General features: G+C 71.5%; 17 protein-coding genes. 5 read left to right on the top strand and 12 right to left on the bottom strand.

Features of this window, described 5'->3' with window-relative positions:
• Window positions 1-173: 173 nt before the first annotated feature.
• The gene (locus ACZ6SA_RS12525; protein WP_347642997.1) at window positions 174-695 is read right to left on the bottom strand and encodes a CGNR zinc finger domain-containing protein; all 522 of its coding nucleotides are present in this window, start codon (window positions 693-695) and stop codon (window positions 174-176) included.
• A 25-nt stretch (window positions 696-720) separates the two neighbouring features.
• Between ACZ6SA_RS12525 and ACZ6SA_RS12520 the strand changes: the two genes are divergently transcribed.
• Genes ACZ6SA_RS12520 through ACZ6SA_RS12510 form a run of 3 tightly spaced genes read left to right on the top strand, consistent with a single transcriptional unit; the run spans window position 721 to window position 3141 of the window.
• Entirely contained in the window at window positions 721-894 is a 174-nt protein-coding gene (locus ACZ6SA_RS12520) for a hypothetical protein (RefSeq protein WP_347642996.1), read from the top strand.
• A gap of 52 nt (window positions 895-946) precedes the next feature.
• Window positions 947-2716, top strand: a complete 1770-nt coding sequence (locus ACZ6SA_RS12515; RefSeq protein WP_465827903.1) for an AMP-dependent synthetase/ligase — start codon at window positions 947-949, stop codon at window positions 2714-2716.
• Window positions 2713-3141 carry an acyl-CoA thioesterase gene (locus ACZ6SA_RS12510; RefSeq protein ID WP_465827901.1) on the top strand — a complete coding sequence of 143 codons (429 nt, stop codon included), beginning with the start codon at window positions 2713-2715 and terminating at the stop codon, window positions 3139-3141. Before ACZ6SA_RS12515 ends, ACZ6SA_RS12510 begins: the two co-directional genes overlap by 4 nt.
• On the opposite strand, the gene ACZ6SA_RS12505 is transcribed toward ACZ6SA_RS12510, so the two are convergent.
• Window positions 3068-4156 (bottom strand): acyltransferase family protein, encoded by a 1089-nt coding sequence (locus ACZ6SA_RS12505; protein ID WP_465827899.1) that lies wholly within the window; start codon window positions 4154-4156, stop codon window positions 3068-3070. The two genes, ACZ6SA_RS12510 and ACZ6SA_RS12505, sit on opposite strands and share 74 nt — an antisense overlap.
• Window positions 4153-4773 carry a TetR/AcrR family transcriptional regulator gene (locus ACZ6SA_RS12500; protein ID WP_347642992.1) on the bottom strand — a complete coding sequence of 207 codons (621 nt, stop codon included), beginning with the start codon at window positions 4771-4773 and terminating at the stop codon, window positions 4153-4155. Before ACZ6SA_RS12500 ends, ACZ6SA_RS12505 begins: the two co-directional genes overlap by 4 nt.
• Window positions 4774-4887: 114 nt before the next feature.
• Here ACZ6SA_RS12500 and ACZ6SA_RS12495 point away from each other — a divergent pair, with 114 nt between their 5' ends.
• The gene (locus ACZ6SA_RS12495) at window positions 4888-5328 is read left to right on the top strand and encodes a YbaB/EbfC family nucleoid-associated protein (RefSeq protein ID WP_465827896.1); all 441 of its coding nucleotides are present in this window, start codon (window positions 4888-4890) and stop codon (window positions 5326-5328) included.
• A 43-nt stretch (window positions 5329-5371) separates the two neighbouring features.
• Here the strand turns inward: ACZ6SA_RS12495 and ACZ6SA_RS12490 are convergent, their stop codons facing one another.
• From ACZ6SA_RS12490 to meaB, 4 genes are all read right to left on the bottom strand, one after another.
• On the bottom strand, window positions 5372-6076 hold the full coding sequence (locus tag ACZ6SA_RS12490; RefSeq protein WP_465827894.1) for a hypothetical protein: 705 nt from the start codon (window positions 6074-6076) through the stop codon (window positions 5372-5374).
• Entirely contained in the window at window positions 6060-6269 is a 210-nt protein-coding gene (locus ACZ6SA_RS12485; RefSeq protein WP_347621348.1) for a hypothetical protein, read from the bottom strand. Before ACZ6SA_RS12485 ends, ACZ6SA_RS12490 begins: the two co-directional genes overlap by 17 nt.
• A gap of 279 nt (window positions 6270-6548) precedes the next feature.
• A complete protein-coding gene (locus tag ACZ6SA_RS12480; protein ID WP_347642988.1) occupies window positions 6549-7490 on the bottom strand; it encodes an acyltransferase domain-containing protein in 942 nt (313 codons plus the stop codon).
• Window positions 7491-7517: 27 nt separating this feature from the next.
• Complete coding sequence (gene meaB / locus ACZ6SA_RS12475; protein WP_347642987.1) at window positions 7518-8477, bottom strand: methylmalonyl Co-A mutase-associated GTPase MeaB; 960 nt, start codon at window positions 8475-8477, stop codon at window positions 7518-7520.
• A 111-nt stretch (window positions 8478-8588) separates the two neighbouring features.
• Here meaB and ACZ6SA_RS12470 point away from each other — a divergent pair, with 111 nt between their 5' ends.
• Entirely contained in the window at window positions 8589-11138 is a 2550-nt protein-coding gene (locus ACZ6SA_RS12470; RefSeq protein WP_465827891.1) for a serine/threonine-protein kinase, read from the top strand.
• Between the two features lie 137 nt (window positions 11139-11275).
• On the opposite strand, the gene scpA is transcribed toward ACZ6SA_RS12470, so the two are convergent.
• From scpA to ACZ6SA_RS12445, 5 genes are all read right to left on the bottom strand, one after another.
• Window positions 11276-13510: a methylmalonyl-CoA mutase gene (gene scpA, locus ACZ6SA_RS12465; protein WP_465827889.1), complete on the bottom strand. Its 2235-nt coding sequence runs from the start codon at window positions 13508-13510 to the stop codon at window positions 11276-11278.
• Complete coding sequence (locus ACZ6SA_RS12460) at window positions 13507-15345, bottom strand: methylmalonyl-CoA mutase family protein (RefSeq protein ID WP_465827887.1); 1839 nt, start codon at window positions 15343-15345, stop codon at window positions 13507-13509. Before ACZ6SA_RS12460 ends, scpA begins: the two co-directional genes overlap by 4 nt.
• 60 nt (window positions 15346-15405) lie before the next feature.
• Window positions 15406-17250, bottom strand: a complete 1845-nt coding sequence (locus ACZ6SA_RS12455; RefSeq protein ID WP_465827885.1) for a peptidoglycan-binding protein — start codon at window positions 17248-17250, stop codon at window positions 15406-15408.
• Between the two features lie 82 nt (window positions 17251-17332).
• Window positions 17333-18271, bottom strand: coding sequence for an S-methyl-5-thioribose-1-phosphate isomerase (mtnA, locus tag ACZ6SA_RS12450; protein WP_347642982.1), 939 nt, complete (start codon window positions 18269-18271; stop codon window positions 17333-17335).
• Between the two features lie 31 nt (window positions 18272-18302).
• A complete protein-coding gene (locus ACZ6SA_RS12445; RefSeq protein ID WP_465827883.1) occupies window positions 18303-20168 on the bottom strand; it encodes a CASTOR/POLLUX-related putative ion channel in 1866 nt (621 codons plus the stop codon).
• Window positions 20169-20283: the final 115 nt, after the last annotated feature.

Below are 20283 nucleotides of genomic sequence, written 5' to 3'. Positions count from 1 at the left end.
CCAGGGGAACTCGTACGGAGTCCGTGATCGAGGCGAGGATCGCCACCGAGGTCAGGTGCGCGCGCAGGCCCAGGACAGGGCGGAACGGCGCGGTGCCCGCGACCTCAGATCCTCACGTCGGCTGCCCCCACGGATCGGCGATAGGACGATGGAAAGTTTATGCGACGTGCAGATCACCTGGCAAGACCGCGTGCCCGGTGCGCCGCGACGTTCACCCTGTTGGCGCAGGCCGGCGAGCAGAACCGGCGGCGCCCGTTGCGCGAGGTGTCGATGTAGACGACACCGCAGCCATCCCTGTCGCACCGACCCAGCCGCCGACCGCCGGCGAACGACATGGCCATGGCCAGGCCGCCGGCCGTGGTGTCCTTCGCCCTGGCCACGATGTCGGCGTCCACCGAGAAGAAGTGCAGGTGGGGCTCGCGGCCGTCGTGAGCGCTCACGTACGGCTTGGACGCGGTCACGTCGAGCAGGTCGTTGACCAGCCTGATCTGGGTGTCCTGGTCGAGCTCCCCGAACACCGGGCGCAGCCGTCGTGACCACTCCCGCAGCTCCCCCGCCTGCGCCGGGGTGACGGCCGCGCGCAGCAGGCGGTGCTCGGTGAGGATCGCCTCGACCGCCGCCGGGCTGAAGTCGGTCGCGTTGACCAGCGCCGCCGCGAGCGCCGCCCCGTTGCCGCCGTAAGCGTTGAAATGCATAAGGTCATTACATCAGGTTGGAATCATGCACTCCGCAGATCAGCACGACCCTCTCGCCCTGACCGTCGTCTCCTCTCACCGCACGTCCGAGGGCATGGTCTCCTACCTGAGGTGCGCCTGCGGCGTCTGGGAGGTGCGGACCTCACGCATGGTCGCGACCGCCGCTCCCGGAGGACGGTCGATCAGGACCATCGACTGAGACGCCGCCGTGGTCCTAGAGTCGGCCCCACACACCCTCCAGGAGGTCAGGCATGTCCAGCATTCCGTCCTTGCTGCGCGACAGGATCGCGGCCACTCCAGACGCCGAGGCGTACCGGGTGCCCTCCGACGAAGGCTGGAGCTCGCTGTCATGGCGGGAGGTGGGCGAGCGGGTCCGCGGCCTGGCCCTGGGGCTGGCCCGGCTCGGCGCGGGGCCGGGCACGCGCGTGTCGATCCTCTGCTCCACCCGGCTCGAATGGATCCTGGCCGACCTGGCGGTGCTGTCCACGGGAGCGGCCACGACGACGATCTACCCGTCCAACACGGCCGCCGAGTCCGCCTTCGTCATCACCGACTCGGGCAGCACGATCGTCATCGCCGAGAACGACGACCAGGTCGCCAAGATCCGGTCCGTGCGGAAGGAGCTGCCCGACGTCACCCACGTCGTGGTGATCGACGGCTCGCCGGGCGACGACGGCTGGGTGATCACCCTCGGCTCGCTCGGCGAGGACCCCGCGGGCGGCGACTACGACGCCATGGTCGACGCCATCGCCCAGGACGACCTGGCCACGCTCATCTACACCTCGGGCACCACCGGCAGGCCCAAGGGCGTGGAGCTGACCCACGACAACTGGCTCTACGCGGCCGGGGCCGTACGCGAGATCGAGCTGATCTCCGAGGCCGACCTGCACTTCCTGTGGCTGCCGCTGTCGCACTCGTTCGGCAAGCTGCTGGAGGTCGTGATGATCGACGCCGGCGTGCCCACCGCGATCGACGGCCGCCTCGACAAGATCGCCGACAACCTGGGCGCGCTGCGGCCGACGGTCATGGCGGCCGCGCCGCGCATCTTCGAGAAGATCCACAACACGGTCGTGGCCAACGTGCGGCGCGAGGGCGGCGCGAAGCTGCCCATCTTCACCTGGGCCAAGCGGACGGGCATCAGGGTCGCGCGGGCCCGCCAGCGCGGGGTCTCCGTCCCGATCACCATGAGGATCGAGTACGCCCTGGCCGACCGCCTGGTCTTCGCCAAGCTCCGCGAACGGTTCGGCGGCCGGATCCGCTTCTTCATCTCGGGCGCCGCCCCGCTGTCGCAGGACATCGCCGAGTTCTTCGACGCGGCCGGCCTGACGATCCTCGAGGGGTACGGCCTGACCGAGTCGTCGGCCGGCAGCTTCCTCAACCGGCCCGAGTCGGTGCGGTTCGGGACGGTCGGGCAGCCGTTCCCCGGCACCGAGGTGCGCATCGCCGACGACGGCGAGATCCTGATCGGCGGGCGCGGGATCATGCGCGGCTACCACGGCCTGCCGGAGGAGACGGCGGCGGCCCTGCAGGACGGCTGGCTGCACACGGGCGACATCGGCGAGCTCGACGAGGCCGGGCGGCTGGTCATCACCGACCGCAAGAAGGAGCTGATCAAGACCTCGGGCGGGAAATACGTGGCGCCGACCTACCTGGAGGGCCGGATCAAGGCGGCCTGCCCGTACGCGTCCCACGTGTTCGTGCACGGCGACCGGCGCAACTACGTGACGGCGCTGGTCACCCTCGACATGGACGTCGTCAGGCCGTGGGCGCAGGCCGAGTCGCTGCCCTCGGACCCGCGCGAGCTGTGCGAGCACCCGCGCATGCGCGCGGAGGTCGGGAAGGCGATCGATCAGGTCAACGCCGGCGAGGCGAGCTACGCGACGGTCAAGAAGTTCGCGATCCTCGCTGACGACTTCACCGTCGAGTCGGGCGAGCTGACCCCCAGTCTCAAGATCAAGCGCAAGGTGGTGGAGGAGCTCCACGGCGACGTCCTCGACTCCTTCTACGCCTCGCCGGCATGATCTCCCACCTCCCGGTGCGCCCGCGGCACTGCGACGCCCAGGCCATGATGCACGCGGCCCGCTACTACGAGTTCTTCGAGGACGCGTTCCTCGACTGGCTGGGCGCCAACGGCGGCTACGGGCGGCTCCGGGAGGGCGGGGCCGACCTGGTCGTCAAGGCGAGCGGCTGCGAGCACCACTCCCCCGCCCGCCTGGGCGACGTCCTGGCCGTGGAGAGCGCCCCGGCCAGGGTGGGCACCACGTCGATCACGATGACGTTCACGATGCGGCGGGAAGGCGACCTGGTCGCCGTCGGCACGGTCACCTACGTGTGCGTGGCCGGCGGCCGGGCCGCCCCGCTCCCGGAGACGCTCACAACACCCGCTTCGCTCCCGGCAGCGACCGCACCGCGTAGGCCAGCGCCCAGCAGGCCGGCAGCGCGATGACGAGCATGATGGCGAACTTCACGATCGCGATCGCCTGGATCGGGCTCAGCGCGTAGCCGAGGGCGACCAGCACGAGCGGGTGGATGATGTACACGGTGAAGGCGTGGTCGGACAGGAACTTGCCGCGCGGCCCCTGGTTGCCGAAGCGCTCCCGGAAGACCACGGTCAGCCCGATGATCATGCCGACCGCGAAGACCGACTCCCACAGGGCCGTCAGCGCCGACGACAGGGCGCCGGCCGTCATGAACTGCGCCGGCACCAGCACCGCGGTGGACACGCCCGCCGCGACGAGGCCGAGCGGCCCGGCCTTGGCCGGCAGCGTCTCGAACCAGCCGCGCCTGAAGGCGACACACCCGAGCACGAACATGGCCGCGTACTGCGGCAGGCACTGCGGCGAGGGCAGCCCGAGCACCGGCACGTAGCTGCCGGTCGGCACCGGGATCCGCCACAGGAACGTCGCGACCGACAGCCCCAGGACGAACAGCGCGATCCAGCCGAACCTGAGAGGGACGGAACGCTGGTCGAGCGGCCGGCGCCGGCTCCGCCACAACACGTAGACCAGCGCGAAGACGATCAGCACCTCGGCGAACCACATGGGCCCCGGGTCCCAGGAGCCGATGTAGTAGTGCCAGTACGGCATGCCCGCGGGCGCGGCCCACTCGGTGTACCCGGAGAAGTTGACCAGCGGCCGCAGCAGGAAGAGGAAGACGAGCAGGGGGATGCCGAGCCGGATGAGCCGGTCGCGCATGAAGGCGCGGCCGCCCTTGCGGTCGTAGGAGCGGGGGGTGAAGAAGCCGGAGATGAGGAAGAAGAAGCCCATGAAGAACGCCTGGTTGAAGGAGACCAGGAGATCGAGCAGTCCACCTGAGGGGTCCTTGGCGGGCTCGGTGTAGAACCAGAGGGGGATGTTCCCGTAGGTGACCGCCACGTGGTGGGCGACGACCAGCACGGTCAGCACGATCCTCAGGTTGTCGACCGCGTGGAGGCGGGTCGTGGCCCTGGGCTCGGTCTTCATGATGTGCATGCCCTTTCGAAGATGTCGGCCAGTTCCCTGGCGTGCGCGTCGAGGTCGTGATCGGGGTAGGCGGCCCAGTAGGCGAACATGTTGTCGATGGCGGAGGACTGCGTGATGGCCATGACCCGGCGGTCGAAGGGCCGGAACTCCCCGCTCTCCTGGCCCAGCGCGTAGATCCCTTCCAGCCCTCGGAAGATCTCCTCGTTGGCCTTGATCCCGTAGCGGGGGCGCCCGTTGTCGCCCCGGAGGTTGGCGAAGATCTCTCCCAGCGCCGCCAGCTGGGCGCGGTGGCCGCGCATGTGCTCGGCGACGCCCAGAACGTACGCCCTGAGCAGGTCGCGGGCCGAGCTCAGGCCCTGCATCCTGGCCGCCACGGCCTCGCTGATGCGGCCGTAGGCCCGCTCGACCACCTCCACCATCAGCTCGTCCTTGCCGGCGAAGTGGTAGGAGATGACGCCCTTGCTGATGCCCGCGTGCTGGGCGATGCGCGCCAGAGAGGCCTGGGCGAACCCGCCCTCGGCGATCACCTCCACGGCGGACGCGACGATCTGGGCACGCCTGGCCTCCTCGATGAAGGAGCGACGCTTCTGGCCACTCGGCTCATTTTCTGACCGCATGGCCAAAATCTAGCACAGCCGGGCGAAGATTCTGCCGCCCTGCCTGGATGGTGTGACAGAAGTGACGTGTGCTATTAACCGTCTGTTGAATTTCACACGCAACGGAGGAAACTGGTGGAGAGCCCGCTTGGCAGCTTCGCGAACATCGACGTCGAGGCGTTCCTGCGAGATACCCAGCAGCGCGCGGCCAGATTCGCGGCCGCGCAGAAGGAGGCCGCGGCGGCGGTCGGCCGGGCCACGGCGGCCAACGGTCACATCGTGGTCGAATGCACCGCGCAGGGCGGCGTGACCCGGCTCGACATCGATCCGCGAGCGAAGCGGATGAGCGTCAAGGAGATGTCCGAAGCGATTCTCGCCGCCATCCGTGACGCCGACGCCGACCTCCAGCGCCAGCTCTCCGCGATCATGGGCGAGTCGTCCGGCGGCCCGGATCCCGCCATGGCCGACCCGGACACGGCACTGGCGAAGGTCGCCGAGGCGCAGCAGGCGTTCGACAGGATGATGGGCGACGCCATGGGCGAGCTGGATCGCCTGCGGAGGAAGCTCGGCTACTGAAGGAGCCTTCGGGGGCGGGGTCCATCCCGCCCCCGAAGGAGGATCAGACGTCCGCGGCGCCGCCGCCTTCCGGCCGCCCCGCCCCGTATGACGGCTTGAGGCCGTCGGTGAGGGTGAACTCAGCAGCGATGGCGCCTGCGGCCGCGAAGCCGACACCCATCGCGGAACGGGCGAGGAAACGCCGCATCTGCCTGACCCTTCCCTCGATGCCCGCCGCCACCGAATCCATGACGAGGCGGCCGTACAGGCGCCCTCCCGGCCCCATGAGCAAGCTCTTGGCCGCAGTCGTCGCTCCCATGCTCGCCGCGAGGAGGCTGAGGTAGATCCCGAACGTCTGCAGGTTGGCCACCCACCTGAGTATGGTCGACAGGGTTTGAGCGGAGTCGGACGCGGTGTCCGACGCCAGAACGTAGCCGTCCATCCGTTCCCCGTAGAGTTCGCGCTCCGGCGCCTGCCAGCTCGCCCGCGAGACGCTGTCGTGCTGCTGCTGCGCCGTCCGGCCCGCGGCGTACAGGCCGCCGCCGAAGGAGCTCCAGCCGTCGGCCGCCCTGTGGACCACCTGGGGGTCGGTCGGCACCGTCAGCCCGTACGTGAGCACTGTCCTCTCCAGGTGCGGGAAGACGCAAGCGCTGAACGCCAACATGGCGAGGGTGAGGTACTGCAGGTTCTTGAGGTCGCCGCCCTCGTCGCCGGGCTGCCACGGGCTGGGGGTCCCGCCGGGGACGGGGATCTTAAATCCGTCGGACATGCTCTTCGTTCCTGGTTTCCGCGATCTCGATGTTGCCGGCGACCGAGTGCAGCCCTTCCCGGCGCTGGTGCAGTCCGGCGATGGCGTTGGTGACCGTGCTCTCGGCGTAGCCGACGATCTTGTCGTGTTCGAGCGCGAACGGGAAGCCGAGCACGCCCATGGCGAACGGCCCCATGCGCATGTTAGGGGGCATGCGACCGGCCTCGTTCAGATGTGACACCGGAGAGGTGCCGTCGCTGTCGTCAGTGAGAGCGTCGCCCAGCGCCCTGATCGCCGGTAACTGATGGATACGTGATACTTCGTCCCCTACCACACCTACTCCAAGTACAAGATGTATGACTGGGAGGCAATAGTAACGAAGTGTTGCGAAAGGTGCACACAGGGCAGCGGCGGCAGGGCTCATCGCTGATTGAGGCCGTCGCGATCCGCCACGTCGATGCCCCGGCCCGGGCAGCGTCCATGACGACAAGCGTCAGAAGCGCAGCCAGCCGATGCGGCCGTACCAGGTGCCCCCGGAGGCGAGGTGATCGGCGACGGCCCGCTCCAGGCGCGTGCGGCGCGGCAGGCGGGCCGGGTCGGCCGGGTTCACGCCGAACACGAACGGCACCGTCTCCGCGTTGTCGAACCTGTGGAGCGGGTGGAAGCGCCGCTGGAAGGCGAGGATGTTGGAATCGGCCGGCAGGTGGCGGGCGAGCTGCTCGTCCAGCAGCCACGACCCGCACGTCATGACCCGGTAGTCCTCCTGCGGGAAGTGCCGGGGGAAGAACCGCCTGGCCCGGTCGAACGACGCGTCGCACGCCTCGGGCGTGAGCGGGCCGTAGAGGTCGGGGACGTGCACGCCGAGCGCCAGCCGCCGCGGCCCCACCGCGATGCCCGCCTCCTCGATGGCCGCGGCGGTCCGCTGCCCCGTCGTGCCCCGGTTGAACTGGAGCCTGCCAAGGGCGTACAGGATGCCGCGGGCGTGCAGCATGAACCAGTGGGGCGCGTGCAGGCCGCCGGTGCCGTGGCGCTTGCGGTGCACGGCCATGTTGCGCCCCAGGTCGGCGAACGTCGCCCAGGACACCTCCTCCGGGATGCCCAGCTCGCGGTGGTAGCGGCGGGTGTGCGGGAGGGCTGCGAGGAAGACGTACACGTAGAAGTAGGGCCCGAGCTCGGGCAGGGGCTGGAACCGCGGCGGGTCGTCCAGGTCGCCCATCGCCGACACCAGCGAGTGCGCGCACCGCTCGGCCAGCCACCACTGCGGGCTGCCCGGCTCGGGCCGGGCGGCGAGCACGGCGTTGATGTCCTCGTGCGGCACGGCGAGGCGCAGCAGCTCGGACGGCAGGTCATCGGGGAGGGCGAGGTCGATGCCGCCCAGGGACTCGAGGTGGGCGAGCCAGTCGGGGTGGGCACTCAGCAGGGCCTTGACATCCACCCTGGCCAGCCTAACCACAACCGGAGATCACGGACGTTCGAACACCGACAGCAGGCGGTCGGCCGCGAGCGCGGGGGTGAGGTCGCCCGCGAGGACGTCGCGCTCCACCTCCTCGGTGATCGCCGCGACGCCCGGATCGTGGCGCAGCTCCGCCAGCAGCCGGTCCCGCACCAGGGTCCAGGTCCACCGCACCAGCTGCCGGCGGCGCTTGGCGGGCAGGTCGATCGCCTGCTCGTGGGCCAGGACCTGCCGCCAGAGCTTGTCCAGCCCGTCACCGGTCAGGCCGCTGCAGGTCAGCACGGGCGGCGGCGTGGAGTCGGAGCGGAGCATGCGCAGCGCTCCCGCCAGCTCGCGCGCGGCCTTCCTGGCCGGCAGCTCGTGATCGCCGTCGGCCTTGTTGACCGCGATCACGTCGGCCAGCTCGAGCACGCCCTTCTTGATGCCCTGGAGCTGGTCGCCGGTCCGCGCCAGCGTGAGCAGCAGGAACGTGTCGACCATGTCGGCCACGGCGGTCTCCGACTGGCCGACCCCGACCGTCTCGACCAGCACGACGTCGAACCCGGCCGCCTCCACCACCACCATGGCCTCCCTGGTCGCCTTGGCGACGCCGCCGAGGGTGCCCGACGTGGGCGAGGGGCGGATGAAGGCGGCGGGGTCGGCCGACAGGCGGGCCATGCGGGTCTTGTCGCCGAGAATGCTGCCGCCCGTCCTCGTGGAGGAGGGGTCCACGGCCAGCACCGCCACCTTGTGGCCCTCCCCGGTGAGCATGGTGCCGAAGGCGTCGATGAACGTCGACTTGCCCACGCCCGGCACGCCGGAGACGCCCACCCTGCGCGCGTGCCCGGACTGCGGGGTCAGCTCGACGAGCAGCTGCTGGGCCAGGGCCATGTGGTCGGCTCTGGTCGACTCGACGAGCGTGATCGCCCGGCCGATCCACGTACGCGAGCCGGCGCGTACGCCGCGGGCGTAGTCCTCCAGCGAGTGCACCCGACTTACCCCTTTCTTCCCAGTTGATCAGCCTAATCTCTTACAAGGCTTGACATTTGCCAGTAGGGTGCTGGAGTTCTGATCTCAGCCGTCACAGGAGTCACTCCCCTCATGCCCAACGTCGAACCCCTTCACGAGGGCGACCCGGCAGCGGTGGGGCCGTACCGGCTGGTCGGGCGGCTCGGCGCGGGCGGCCACGGCGTCGTCTACCTCGGCCAGGCCCGCAACGGAACCCCCGTCGCCGTCAAGGCGCTGCGCGAGGGGATCGTCATGGGCGGCCGGCTGGTCAAGGACATCGCCACCGCGCGCATGGTCGAGCCCTTCTGCATCGCGCGCGTGCTCGACGCGTCGACCAGCGGCAGGGCGTACATCGTGGCCGAGTACGTGGACGGGCCCTCGCTCCAGCAGGCCGGCCGGCACGCCGGCGTGGAGCTGCAGCGGCTCGCCGTGGCGACCGCGACCGCGCTGGACGCGATCCACCAGGCGGGCGTGCTCCACGGGGACTTCAAACCGGCCAACGTGCTGCTCGGGCCCGAGGGGCCGCGGGTGGTGGACTTCGGCATCGCGGCGGCGCTCGGGTCGGGCATGAAGGCGACCAGCACCATCGTGGGCACGCCCGCATATATGGCCCCCGAGCAGCTCGCGGGCAAGCCGGTGGGCGCGCCCGCGGACGTGTTCGCGTGGGCGTCGGTGATCGTGTTCGCGGCCACGGGGGTGCCGCCGTTCGGGGACGACTCGCTGCCCGTGGTGATCAACCGCATCGTGAACGAGGAGCCGCAGCTCGGCGAGCTGCCGCGGCCGCTGCGCGAGGTCGTGCCGGCGTGCCTGGCCAAGGATCCGGGAGCCCGTCCCGCGATGCGCGACGTCCTGCTCCACCTGACCGCGCCCCAGCGCAAGGGCACGCCCCCCGCACAGCGCGCCCCTTCCGCGGAAGCCACGCCCCCAGCGCCGGGCGCCGCCTCCCACCAGGGCGCCGCCTCCGCTCGCAGCGACGGCTCCACGTCCTCCGGCTCCTGGCAGGGCACGCGCTCTCCGGAGGCGGAGGGGTCGCAGCAGGCGCCCGCGTACGGCGAGCCGTACCAGACGCCTGAGCATCAGACCGCCGGCCGACCGGCCAGGAACGACACCCCCGACTGGCTCTGGGAGCAGACACCGGAGCCGGCTTCCACCGAGCTCGCGGCGGGGCCCGGTGGCGAACAGCCCGCGCACCACGCTCCCGGACAGGAGGCCCTGCCGGACGCGCCCGGCCAGGCCGCCTGGCCCGACCCGCCCGGCCGGTCCGAGTTCGAGACACCCGGCGGGTCCGGGCGCGACCTGCCCGGCCAGCTTGCGTTCGACACGCCCGATCGGTCCCGGCTGGAGGCAGACTCCGCGGCCTGGCAGCAGACCGCCGACCAGACTCTCGACCAGGAGGCGTCCCCGCCCCTCGGCGGCACCGCCGGTGAGCCGCCGCCCCTCGGCAGGGTCGTCGGCGAGCCCCTGCCCAGGCGCAGGACCAGGTCGCCGCAGCAGGGCACGGCTCCCGGCGATCCCGCTTCCCACCAGGACCCCGGGCAGGCCGCGTACCCGTCGCCTGATCACCAGCGGGGCGGCGTCCCGCACGGCTCGGGCCGCGAGGTCCAGGATCCGCTGGGAGACCCGGCGTTGGAAGGCCCTCCGCAGGGAGGCCCAGCGCAAGGAGGTCCCGCGCAGGGAGGTCCGGCGCAGGATGGCTCGCCGCTCCAGGCGCTGTTCGATCTGTCGTCGCCGGTCGAGTCCACGTCCGGGCACGGCCCGCGGCAGGCGTTCGGGCAGGGCGCGCCGCACGGCTCCCCGGCCGGGTTCGGAGCACCGTCCGGGCACGGGACATACGAAGCACCGTCCGGGCACGGGACCCGGGACGAGGGGCAGGACCGGTACGGCGGGCAGGCGTCCGAGGTGCCGGCATGGTCGGAACCGCCCGCGCCGTTCGCCGCGGCACAGGGGCTCGAGTCGGCGCCGTTCGAGTCTCAGCCGCATGCCTCCGCGCCTCCTCATGCGCCCGAGTCGACGCACTCGGTGCCGGCGCCGCAGTCCTCGGCGCTGGTCGACGCCCTGGTGGCCGGCGAGAGAAGGTCCGAGGCTCCCCCGCCGCGGAAACGACGCCGGGCGAAGAAAGTGATCGTCGCCTGTGTCTCCGGTGTGTGCGCGCTCGCCCTCGGCGGCGCCATCGTCTGGCTGACCCCCACCACGCCCACCCCCAAGACCACGAGACTCGCCGTCGTCAGCGACGCGCCGACGGCCGCTCCGTCCACGACCAGGGCCGAGCGGCCACGGCGCAGCCGTACCACCATCCCCCAGCCCGACGACTCGACCGGCACCGGCCGCGCCACGAAAGGCCGGCTGAGGCTGGTCTACGTACGGGCCGGCGGCACGAGGACCGGCGACTGCTGGGCCGGCGGCGAGGCGACGTTGCAGGCGCTGGTCGAGCGGACCGGCGAGGCGGTGAACTTCGCCTACACCTGGTATGTCGACGGGTCCGTCATCGGCCGCGCGACGGCGGGGATCTCGCGGAACGGCCGGCGTTATCTGGCCGCGCCGCGCAGCCTCACGAGTGCGGGGGGCGTCCACAAGGTCACGTTGCGGATCACCTCTCCCCTCACCACCCAGCGGACCGTCTCCGTCACCATGTGCCCGCAGTAGCCCTGTGACTCCTCCACTCCCTGAAGGGAGCGGCTTCTCGCCCCGCTTGCGCGGGAGACGACGGCCAAGCCCTGACCGATGCCCGAAAGCACAAGCACCAGCCTATCCGCAGGAGGGCGACAATGTCTGGGGTTCTGTCACTGAACGCCCGGGCCTTGGCGGCCCTCCCGCTCCCGATTCACCCATCGCCTGAAGGCGACGGTCTCCTCAGGAGGCTCTGATGGACGCCTCCTCAGCTGGTCGATGAGGTCGAGCGCGGCGTCGGCTATCACGGTGCCCGGCGGGAAGATCGCGGCGGCGCCGGCGGCGCGCAGCGCGTCGTGGTCGTCCGGCGGGATGACGCCGCCGACCACGATCATGGTCTCGCCGGCTTCGTGGTCGGCCAGCGCCTTGCGCAGCGCGGGCACCAGCGTGAGGTGGCCGGCGGCCAGCGACGACACGCCCACGATGTGCACGTCGGCCTCGACCGCCTGCCTCGCGACCTCTTCCGGTGTCTGGAACAGCGGGCCGACGTCGACGTCGAAGCCCAGGTCGGCGAAGGCTGTGGCGATGACCTTCTGGCCGCGGTCGTGACCGTCCTGGCCCATCTTGGCGACCAGGATGCGCGGGCGGCGCCCTTCGGCGCGCTCGAAGTCGGCGCAGGCCTGGCGGACGCGTTCGATGGCGGCGGAGGGGCCTGACTCGTCGCGGTACACCCCTGAGATGGTACGGACCTGCTCGGCGTGCCTGCCGAAGACCCGCTCCAGCGCCTCGGAGATCTCGCCCACCGTGGCCTTGGCGCGGGCGGCGTCGACGGCCAGCTTCAGCAGGTTGTGCTCGAGGCCCGGGCCGTGTCCCGGGTTGTCGGCGGCCTTGGTGAGCGCGTCGAGCGCGTGCTGGACGTCGGGCTCGTGGCGCTCGGCACGGAGCCTGGCGAGCTTGTCGAGCTGCTGGGCGCGTACGGCGCTGTTGTCGACCTTGAGCACCTCGATGTCCTCGTCACCGGTCGCGCGGTACTTGTTCACGCCGATGACGGGCTGGCGGCCCGAGTCGATGCGGGCCTGGGTGCGGGCGGCCGCCTCCTCGATGCGCAGCTTGGGCAGGCCCGCCTCGATGGCCCTGGCCATGCCGCCGGCGGCCTCGACCTCCTGGATGTGCTCCCATGCGCGTTCCGCGAGGTCGTGGGTGAGGCGTTCGACGTAGTAGGAGCCGCCCCAGGGGTCGATCACCTGCGTGGTGCCCGACTCCTGCTGGAGGAGGAGCTGGGTGTTGCGGGCGATGCGGGCGGAGAAGTCGGTGGGCAGGGCGAGTGCCTCGTCCAGGGCGTTGGTGTGCAGCGACTGGGTGTGCCCCTGGGTGGCGGCCATGGCCTCGACGCAGGTGCGGGCGACGTTGTTGAACACGTCCTGGGCGGTCAGGGACCAGCCGGAGGTCTGGCTGTGCGTCCGGAGGCTCAGCGATTTCGGATTTTTCGCGTTGAATCCGGAAACGAGCTTGGCCCACAGCAGCCGGGCGGCCCTCAGCTTGGCGACCTCCATGAAGAAGTTCATGCCGATGCACCAGAAGAAGGACAACCGCGGCGCGAACCGGTCGATGTCCATGCCCGCGGCGACCCCGGCCCTCAGGTATTCGACGCCGTCGGCCAGCGTGTAGGCCAGCTCCAGGTCGCACGTGGCGCCGGCCTCCTGGATGTGGTAGCCGGAAATGCTGATCGAATTGAATTTCGGCATTTTCTCGCTCGTATACGCGAAAATATCCGAAATAATCCGCATCGACGGGGCCGGGGGATAAATGTAAGTGTTACGGACCATGAACTCTTTGAGGATGTCGTTCTGGATCGTCCCCGCGAGCTGCTCCGGCGCGACGCCCTGCTCCTCGGCGGCCACGATGTACAGCGCGAGAACGGGCAGCACGGCGCCGTTCATGGTCATGGACACGGACATGCGGTCGAGCGGGATCCCGTCGAACAGCTGCCGCATGTCGTAGATGGAGTCGATCGCCACGCCCGCCATGCCCACGTCCCCGGCGACGCGGGGGTGGTCGGAGTCGTAGCCGCGGTGCGTGGCCAGGTCGAACGCGACCGACAGGCCCTTCTGCCCGGCGGCGAGGTTGCGCCGGTAGAAGGCGTTGGAGTCCTCGGCCGTGGAGAAGCCCGCGTACTGGCGGATCGTCCACGGCTGGTTGACGTACATCGTGGGGTACGGCCCGCGCAGGTAGGGGGCCGCGCCGGGATAGGTGCGCAGGAAGTCGAGACCGTCGAGGTCGCCGGCGGTGTAGAGCGGCTTGACCTCGATGCCCTCGGGCGTCTCCCACACCTCGCCCGGCGGCTCGGGGGCGTTCGTCCCCGGCTTGGGCCCGCCGTCGAGAGGGATGCCGGAGAAGTCCGGGATCATCGGGTCACCTCCAGGTCGTCGAAGGTCGTGCGGAGCACGGCCAGCGCGTCGCAGCCCGCGTGCAGGGTGGCGTCCACGCCGTCGTAGTCCCCCTTCCCCGCCAGCCACACCTTCTTCGCCCCGGCCTTGCGCAGGGCGGCGGCGACGGCCGCGGCGTGCTGGGCGTACAGCTTGTCGCTCGAGCACAGGCAGGCGACCGTCGTGCCGCTGACGGCGAAGGCGGTGGCGATCTGCTCGGGATCGGTGCCCGGGCCCGCGGTCTCGGTCTCCAGGCCGCCCGCCTGGAACAGGTTCGCCGCGAACGCGGCCCTGGCGGTGTGGGCGGCCACCGGGCCGATGGTGGCGAGGAACACCTTGGGGCGCTCGGCCTGCGCGTCGGCCAGATCGCGCAGCTCCTCGAACGGCTCGGCGTAGCGCACCCGCGGCAGCCCCGCGCTCCCGCCGGCCTCCACCGGCTCAGGAGAGCGGCCCGCCCGCGACGCGCCTGGAGGGCCCGCCTCTTCCGGCGGAGCTTCCCTCCGGACGTCGTCCGGTGCCGCCTGCGGGGGTGTGCCGGAGACCGGGGCCGGGCGGAGGGCTTTCTCGTGGAGGTCGGGGTATTCGCTCACGCCCGTGATCGGGTGGCGCCGGTGGGCGATGTCGTCGGCGCGGCGGGCACGGGTGGCGGCGATCCGGTCGGACACGAGCCGGGCCCCCGCCTCGATCCCGCCGGAGGCCTCGATGTCCTGGAACCACTCCCACGCCCGCCCGGCCAGGTCGGCGGTGCGTCGTTCGACGTACCAGGAACCGCCGGCGGGGTCGATCACCCGCCCCGCACCCGACTCCTCCAGCAGCAGCGCCTGCGTGTTGCGGGCGATGCGGCGGGAGAAGGCGTCCGGCAGACGGAGGCGGGCGTCGAACGGGCGCACCGTGACCGCCCCGGCTCCGCCCACGCCGGCGGCGAAGCAGGCGAGCGTGGTGCGCAGCATGTTGACCCAGGGGTCGCGGGCGGTCATCATGGCCGCGCTCGTCACGGCGTGCTGCGCCTGGCCCCCGTGCTCGGGGGCGCCGCAGACCTCGGCGACCCTGGCCCAGAGCCGGCGCGCCGCGCGCAGCTTGGCGATGGTGGCGAACTGGTCGGCGGTGGCGGCGTACCGGAACTCGATCTGCCCCAGCGCCTGCTCGACGGAGAGCCCGCCGCCGGTGAGCGCCCGCAGCTCCGCGACCCCTTGCGCCATCGAGCAGCCGAGCTCCTCGGCGTCGCTCGCGCCGGCGTCGTGGTAGGGGGTCGCGTCGACGACGACGGCCCGCAGCCCGGGGAAGCCGGCGACGCAGCGCCGCGCCAGCTCGGCCCCGAGCGCGCCGGAGGCCCCCAGGTTGCCGCTCAGCGTGGTGCCGCGGGCGGCGGCCAGGCCGAGCAGCGCCTCCGCGGCCTCCGCGGCGAGCTCGCCGGCCTCCAGGACGACGGGGGCCAGGTCGAGATAGACGTCCTTCAGCACCGTGCCGAGCTCGCCCACCGGAATGGCGCCCGGCCCGACGGCCAGCCACAACGAGGTGACACCGCTCTCCAGGTCGGCCAGCACGGCCTCGGGGTCGGCCACGGTGTGCCGCTGCCGCACGTCCCAGCCGGGCACGGCCCTGGCTCCGCGGACGTAAGGGGCCGCGCCGGGCAGCCCCGGATCCCCAGGCAGGTCGCCCGCGTCGTAGAGCGGCGCGACCGTCACCCCGTCGTAGGTCAGGGTGGACAGCGCCTCCTCGGGAGAGCCCGCCTCGATCCCGGATTTGCGCAGGACCGCCACCGCCAGCGCCCGCCAGTCGTCGCGCGACACGGGCGCGAACCCCGCTGCCAGTTCCATGTTCGGATAGTAGGCGGAAGGCCGCGAACCCAGTAACCCAGGGTCCACCCCTACGTGAGATCAGCTGGTCGGGGCCTCCCACGCCAGCCGCCAGGTGATCGGGCCCACGATCCCGTCGTCGTCGATCTCCTGCACGCGCTGGAACCTGCGGCACACGTCGCGCGACTCGGGACCGTACGCGCCGTCCACGTCGAGGTCCCAGCCGCGCCTGCGCATCTGCGCCTGCCACGTCCGGACGTCCTCGCCGCGCGTCACCGGAGGGTATCTCAGCGGCCGCCCGGGGAACGGCGGCGTCGAGGGCGCCGGCGGCGCGGGCGTGCCGGGACGCGGTGCGCCACGCCTGACCCAGGCGTACAGCGGGTCGCCGGGGCAGTCGGTGGCGTAGCCGTCGCGGTGCCCCTTGATCTCCTTGCCCGCGCGCCCGCGTGCGCGCAGGTGCTCGATCGCGTCGACGATCGCGTGCAGGACGCCGTCGGGCGGCTGCACCAGGCCCGCGTTGCCCACCAGCCCGAGCACGGCGTAGTGGCCGGAGTTGAGCCCGGGGCCGTTGGCGGCGGGCAGATGATGCGGCCCGCGCCCCTCGAACACCATCCGGTGCGGGCAGGCGATCATGGTGTTGCCGGTGAAGTAGACGGTCCCGTCCCTGCGCGCCAGCCAGCTCTGGTTCTCGGTCCTGGGACACCAGATGGGGCCGTGGTACGTCTCCTTCCTGATGGTGACGCCGCCGTCGCCGTGCTCTTCGGCCGGTCGCGGCACGACGTGCCGCCGTCCGTCGACGGAGACCATCCACGCGTCCGTCCCCGTGTCACCGACCGGCGGCACCCGGCGCAGCGACGCTCCCGCCCCGGACAGCAGCACGGCGACCATGAAGGCCTCGGCCGCCGCCCGATCCCTCCGCACGAGCCCTCCGGGCCCGGCCTCACCCGCCTCCAGGGAGGTCTCCACGAACAGGGCGAGCTGCGCCCTCGACAGGGAGAGCAGGAAGTCGAGCGCGGGCACCCCGCCGGGCGCCACCCCGAGCAGCCGCCGGCCCGCCCCGGCCGGGAGACGGAACGCGACGCGATCGCCGGTGACCGTCTCCCTCCATCGGGGACCGCCGCTGCCCCGCCGGCGGAGCCGACCGGCGGGAGGGCCGAAGACCCCGTGGAGCGCGGCGCGGACGCGTACGAGATGCGCTTCGTCCTCCGGCGACCGGTGGATCGCGACGCCGCCCTGAGCCCGGGCGCCCTCGACGACTCCCGCCGTCCAGAACCACGCGGCCAGCTCCACGAAGGCGTCCGACCATTTCGGCTCGGCCGGCAGGTCGGCGCAGGGAGCCGCGATCGCGATGCGGTCGTCGTGGCCGAAGGTCTCGGTGGTCGCCCACGTGCGCTCACGAAGCGTGACCGTCCGGCCGGCCCTCCCGGCGGGAAGCCACCTCGTGCCGGGCCCCCTCCACCGTACGGGGCCGGGGCCGCGGCGGCGGCGCTCCACCGGCCAGCGGTGATGGGGCGTGGTCAACGAGGAGTGGCCGGCGCCTTCCATCCGGATCATCTCCCGCTCGCGCGCGGGGAACACGCACACCTCCAGCACGGGCTGCCACTCCGACATGCCCGTGCCGTGGTCGAGCGTGAGCGCGATGTCGCCGGGACGCAGCTCGCGGTAGGACCTCCACCCCTGCCGCGTGAGGATCTCGGTCTTCTCGTCCACGCAGTAGCCGATGTCGATCCAGCCGTTGCCGTCCATGTGGTGGCCCTGGATGGAACGTACCAAGGCCGTGCAGGCGTCGTGGTCGGAGACGATGCCGGGGTCGACCCTGCCGCCCGTGTAGTGGACCTTCACGCCTTTGGCGGAGTCGAGCTGCGTGTAGTCGCCGCGTGGCGGGCGAGCGTTCCAGCCGCGCCTTGATACCAGGTCGATGGCCACAGGTGAGCTCCGGGGGTCGCTGTCGGTGACGACCGAGCGTAACGCGGGTGGCGCGGACCGGTCCCGGAGATGGGGGATTTGGTCAGGGGCGGATCACCCGCTGGTCCGTCACGATCGCGGTGATGAGGTCGTGCGGTGTCACGTCGAACGCCGGGTTGACCGCGCGCGTGCCCTCCGGAGCCACGCGCATCCCTCTGATGGCCAGGATCTCGTCCTCGTCCCGGTCCTCGATCGCGATCTGCTCGCCGGACGGGGTGTTCCGGTCGATCGTCGACTCGGGCGCGACCACCACGAACGGCACCCCGGCGCGTTCGGCTCCGAGCGCGAGCGCGTACGAGCCGATCTTGTTGGCGGTGTCGCCGTTGGCGGCGATGCGGTCGGCGCCGATGAGCACGGCGTCCACCTCGCCCCTGGCCAGCAGGTAGGGGCCCGCGGAGTCGGCGATGAGCCGGTGCGGCGCGCCCATCCTGGCCAGCTCCCACGTGGTGAGCCGGGCGCCCTGCAGCAGCGGGCGGGTCTCCAGCGCCAGCACCTCGGCCAGCCGCCCGCGCTCGTGCAGCGTCTGGACGACGCCGAGCGCGGTGCCGCGTTCGACGGCGGCGAGCCCGCCGGTGTTGCAGACGGTCATGATCCGCAGCCGGTCGCCGTCGAGGAGGTCGGCGCCGCGCTCCCCCATGGACCTGCAGGCGGCGATGTCGGCGTCGCGGACGCGCAGCGCGGCGGCGAGCACCGCGTCGCGGCCGTCCGGCAGGTGCGCGGCGACCTGGTCGACGCCCCAGGCGAGGTTGACCGCGGTCGGCCTGGCGGCGCGGAGCCTGGCGATCCGGCCCGGGTCGCCGCCGGCCAGCACGACGCCCAGCGCCCCGGCCACGCCGAGCGCGGGGGCGCCGCGCACGGCCAGCCGCCGGATGGCGTCGACGAGGTCGTCCACGGTGTGGATGCGTAACATCACGCACTTGTCGGGCAGCAGCGTCTGGTCCACGAGCTCCACCGCGCCGTCCACCCAGTCAATGGTCCTCACGGGGCACACGCTAACCCACCGCGGCGCGGGGTCAGCGTTCGGCGAGCACGATCACCGAGTCCGCCTCCTCCAGGACGATGGGCTCGGTCTTGTCCGGGTTGAGGACGATGCCGTAGTGCGGCGGATCGTTCCTCGCCGTGTTCTTGCGGTAGCCGATGGCCGTCTCGCCCTTGCGCCTGGCGGACTCCACGACCGTGGAGAACGACACCTTCACCCCCGTCTTCACGTAGGAGGCGGCGGGGCGCGGGTAGATCTCCGATCCGCGCGAGTCGAACAGGTAGCCGAACACGTCGGCCAGGTGCCGGTTCTCGGCGAGCTGGGCGAGGAGCAGGCCGATGACGGTGTCGCTGATGACGATGTCGTCGGCTTCGGTGACCTCGGCCAGGGAGCGGTTGTTCTCGTCGTGCATCTCGCTGACGATCGAGTAGTGCTCGCCGAGCGCGCTCTGCATGTCGCGGAGCTGGAGCAGCGTCATGAGCGTGCGCGTGTCGGAGTGGTGCGGGTCGAAACGGTCGTCGCTGAGCACGATGACGTGCTGGAAGAGGCCGACGCCGAGCGATTCGAGGGCGAAGCGGTCGGTGGTGTCGCAGTCCTTGACGTTGACGGTGAGGTGGGCCAGGCCGGCCAGGCCGGTGCCGGCCTTGGGGTGGTCGGCGGCGATCTCCAGGACGGCGCCGGGGGCGACGTAGCCGTCGAGGTAGCGGACGATCTGCTCGGCCCTGCCGTTCCAGTTGAGCAGCAGGGTGCGCTCCGGCTCGGCGGGCGTGCCCGTCGTCTCGGCGATGGCGCCGTCCTCGATGGACGGCATGCCGGCCGCCAGGCGGACGTGGGAGTCGTCGTGGGCGATGACGATGACCTGGTCGTCGGCGTCGATGACGGTCTCGCCCGGCGGGTTCAGCACGACGCCGGACGGCCGGCGCAGGCCGATCACGGAGGCGGTCTGGTACGCGTGCAGCGCCTCGCCGTACGTGACGCCGACGAGCTTCTTCGGGGTGCGCAGGTAGATCTCGCCGCCGTCGAAGTTGAGCAGGTCCATGCACACCACGGACATCCCGGACTGGCGCGAGGACTGCACGATGAGCCGGGACGCGGTGTCGTCGGAGTCGACCAGGAGCACCTCCTGGCCGCCGGCCAGGCGGGCGGCGGCCAGGTTGCGGCTGGAGGTCAGCGCCGCGACGGCCGGCGGGTGCACGCCCTCGCGCTTGGCCAGCGCGAGCAGGATCTTGATGACGTGGGCGTCGGGATCCTCACGCTCGGGCGAGAGCACGACGACCGACCGGGCCTCCGTCAGGTTCATCAGGTCGAGGTCGTGCGGCTCGGTGGGCCGCCCGGTGCGGCAGACGATGCGCGTCTTGCCCAGGTCGCCGGCCTGCTCGCGGATCTGATCTTCCATCTCCAGCTTGTCACGTTCCGCCAGGATGGCGATCACCGAGCTGCGCTGGCTCGCCTGTGCCTTGGACAGCTCGGCCACGATCGTGAAGATCTGGTCGGACCAGCCGAGCACCACCGTGTGGCCGGACTCGACGATGCGCGAGCGGCCCTTGCGCAGGCGGTCGACCTTCTGCTTGAGGCCGTTGGAGAGCAGGCCGACGAGCATGCTGACGATGAAGATGCCGCCGAGCGAGCCGGCGAACATCACCGTCATGTAGGCCGTCGAGCCTTCATCGCTGGAGATCTTGCCAGGGCTGAGCGCGTGCATGAGCGCGAGCCAGAGCACGTGTCCGGGACCTGTCACGCCCTCCGGTTCGTTCGGCGCGAGCCAGAGCGTCAGCACCGTGACCACGACGAGGAGCGCGACCGACACCAGGGCCAGCCAGCCGATCAGCGAAGCCGTCCCCCTGGACATGGTGTTGTCGAACCAGTACCGCGCCCTTTCGCGGAACGTGATCTTCGACACTTCCCCTGATACCTCCGCCTAAGGAGTGAAATAACCGAACGATCCAAAGTATCGGTGGATCTTGGCATCCGCATGGCGATGGGATCTTTGCCGGGCGTGACGACGGTAACGTATC

The sequence above is a fragment of the Nonomuraea sp. NPDC049378 genome (genome assembly GCF_055586745.1).
The sequence above is the reverse complement of the archived record's forward strand: the minus strand, read 5'-3'. Positions and strand labels throughout refer to the sequence as shown.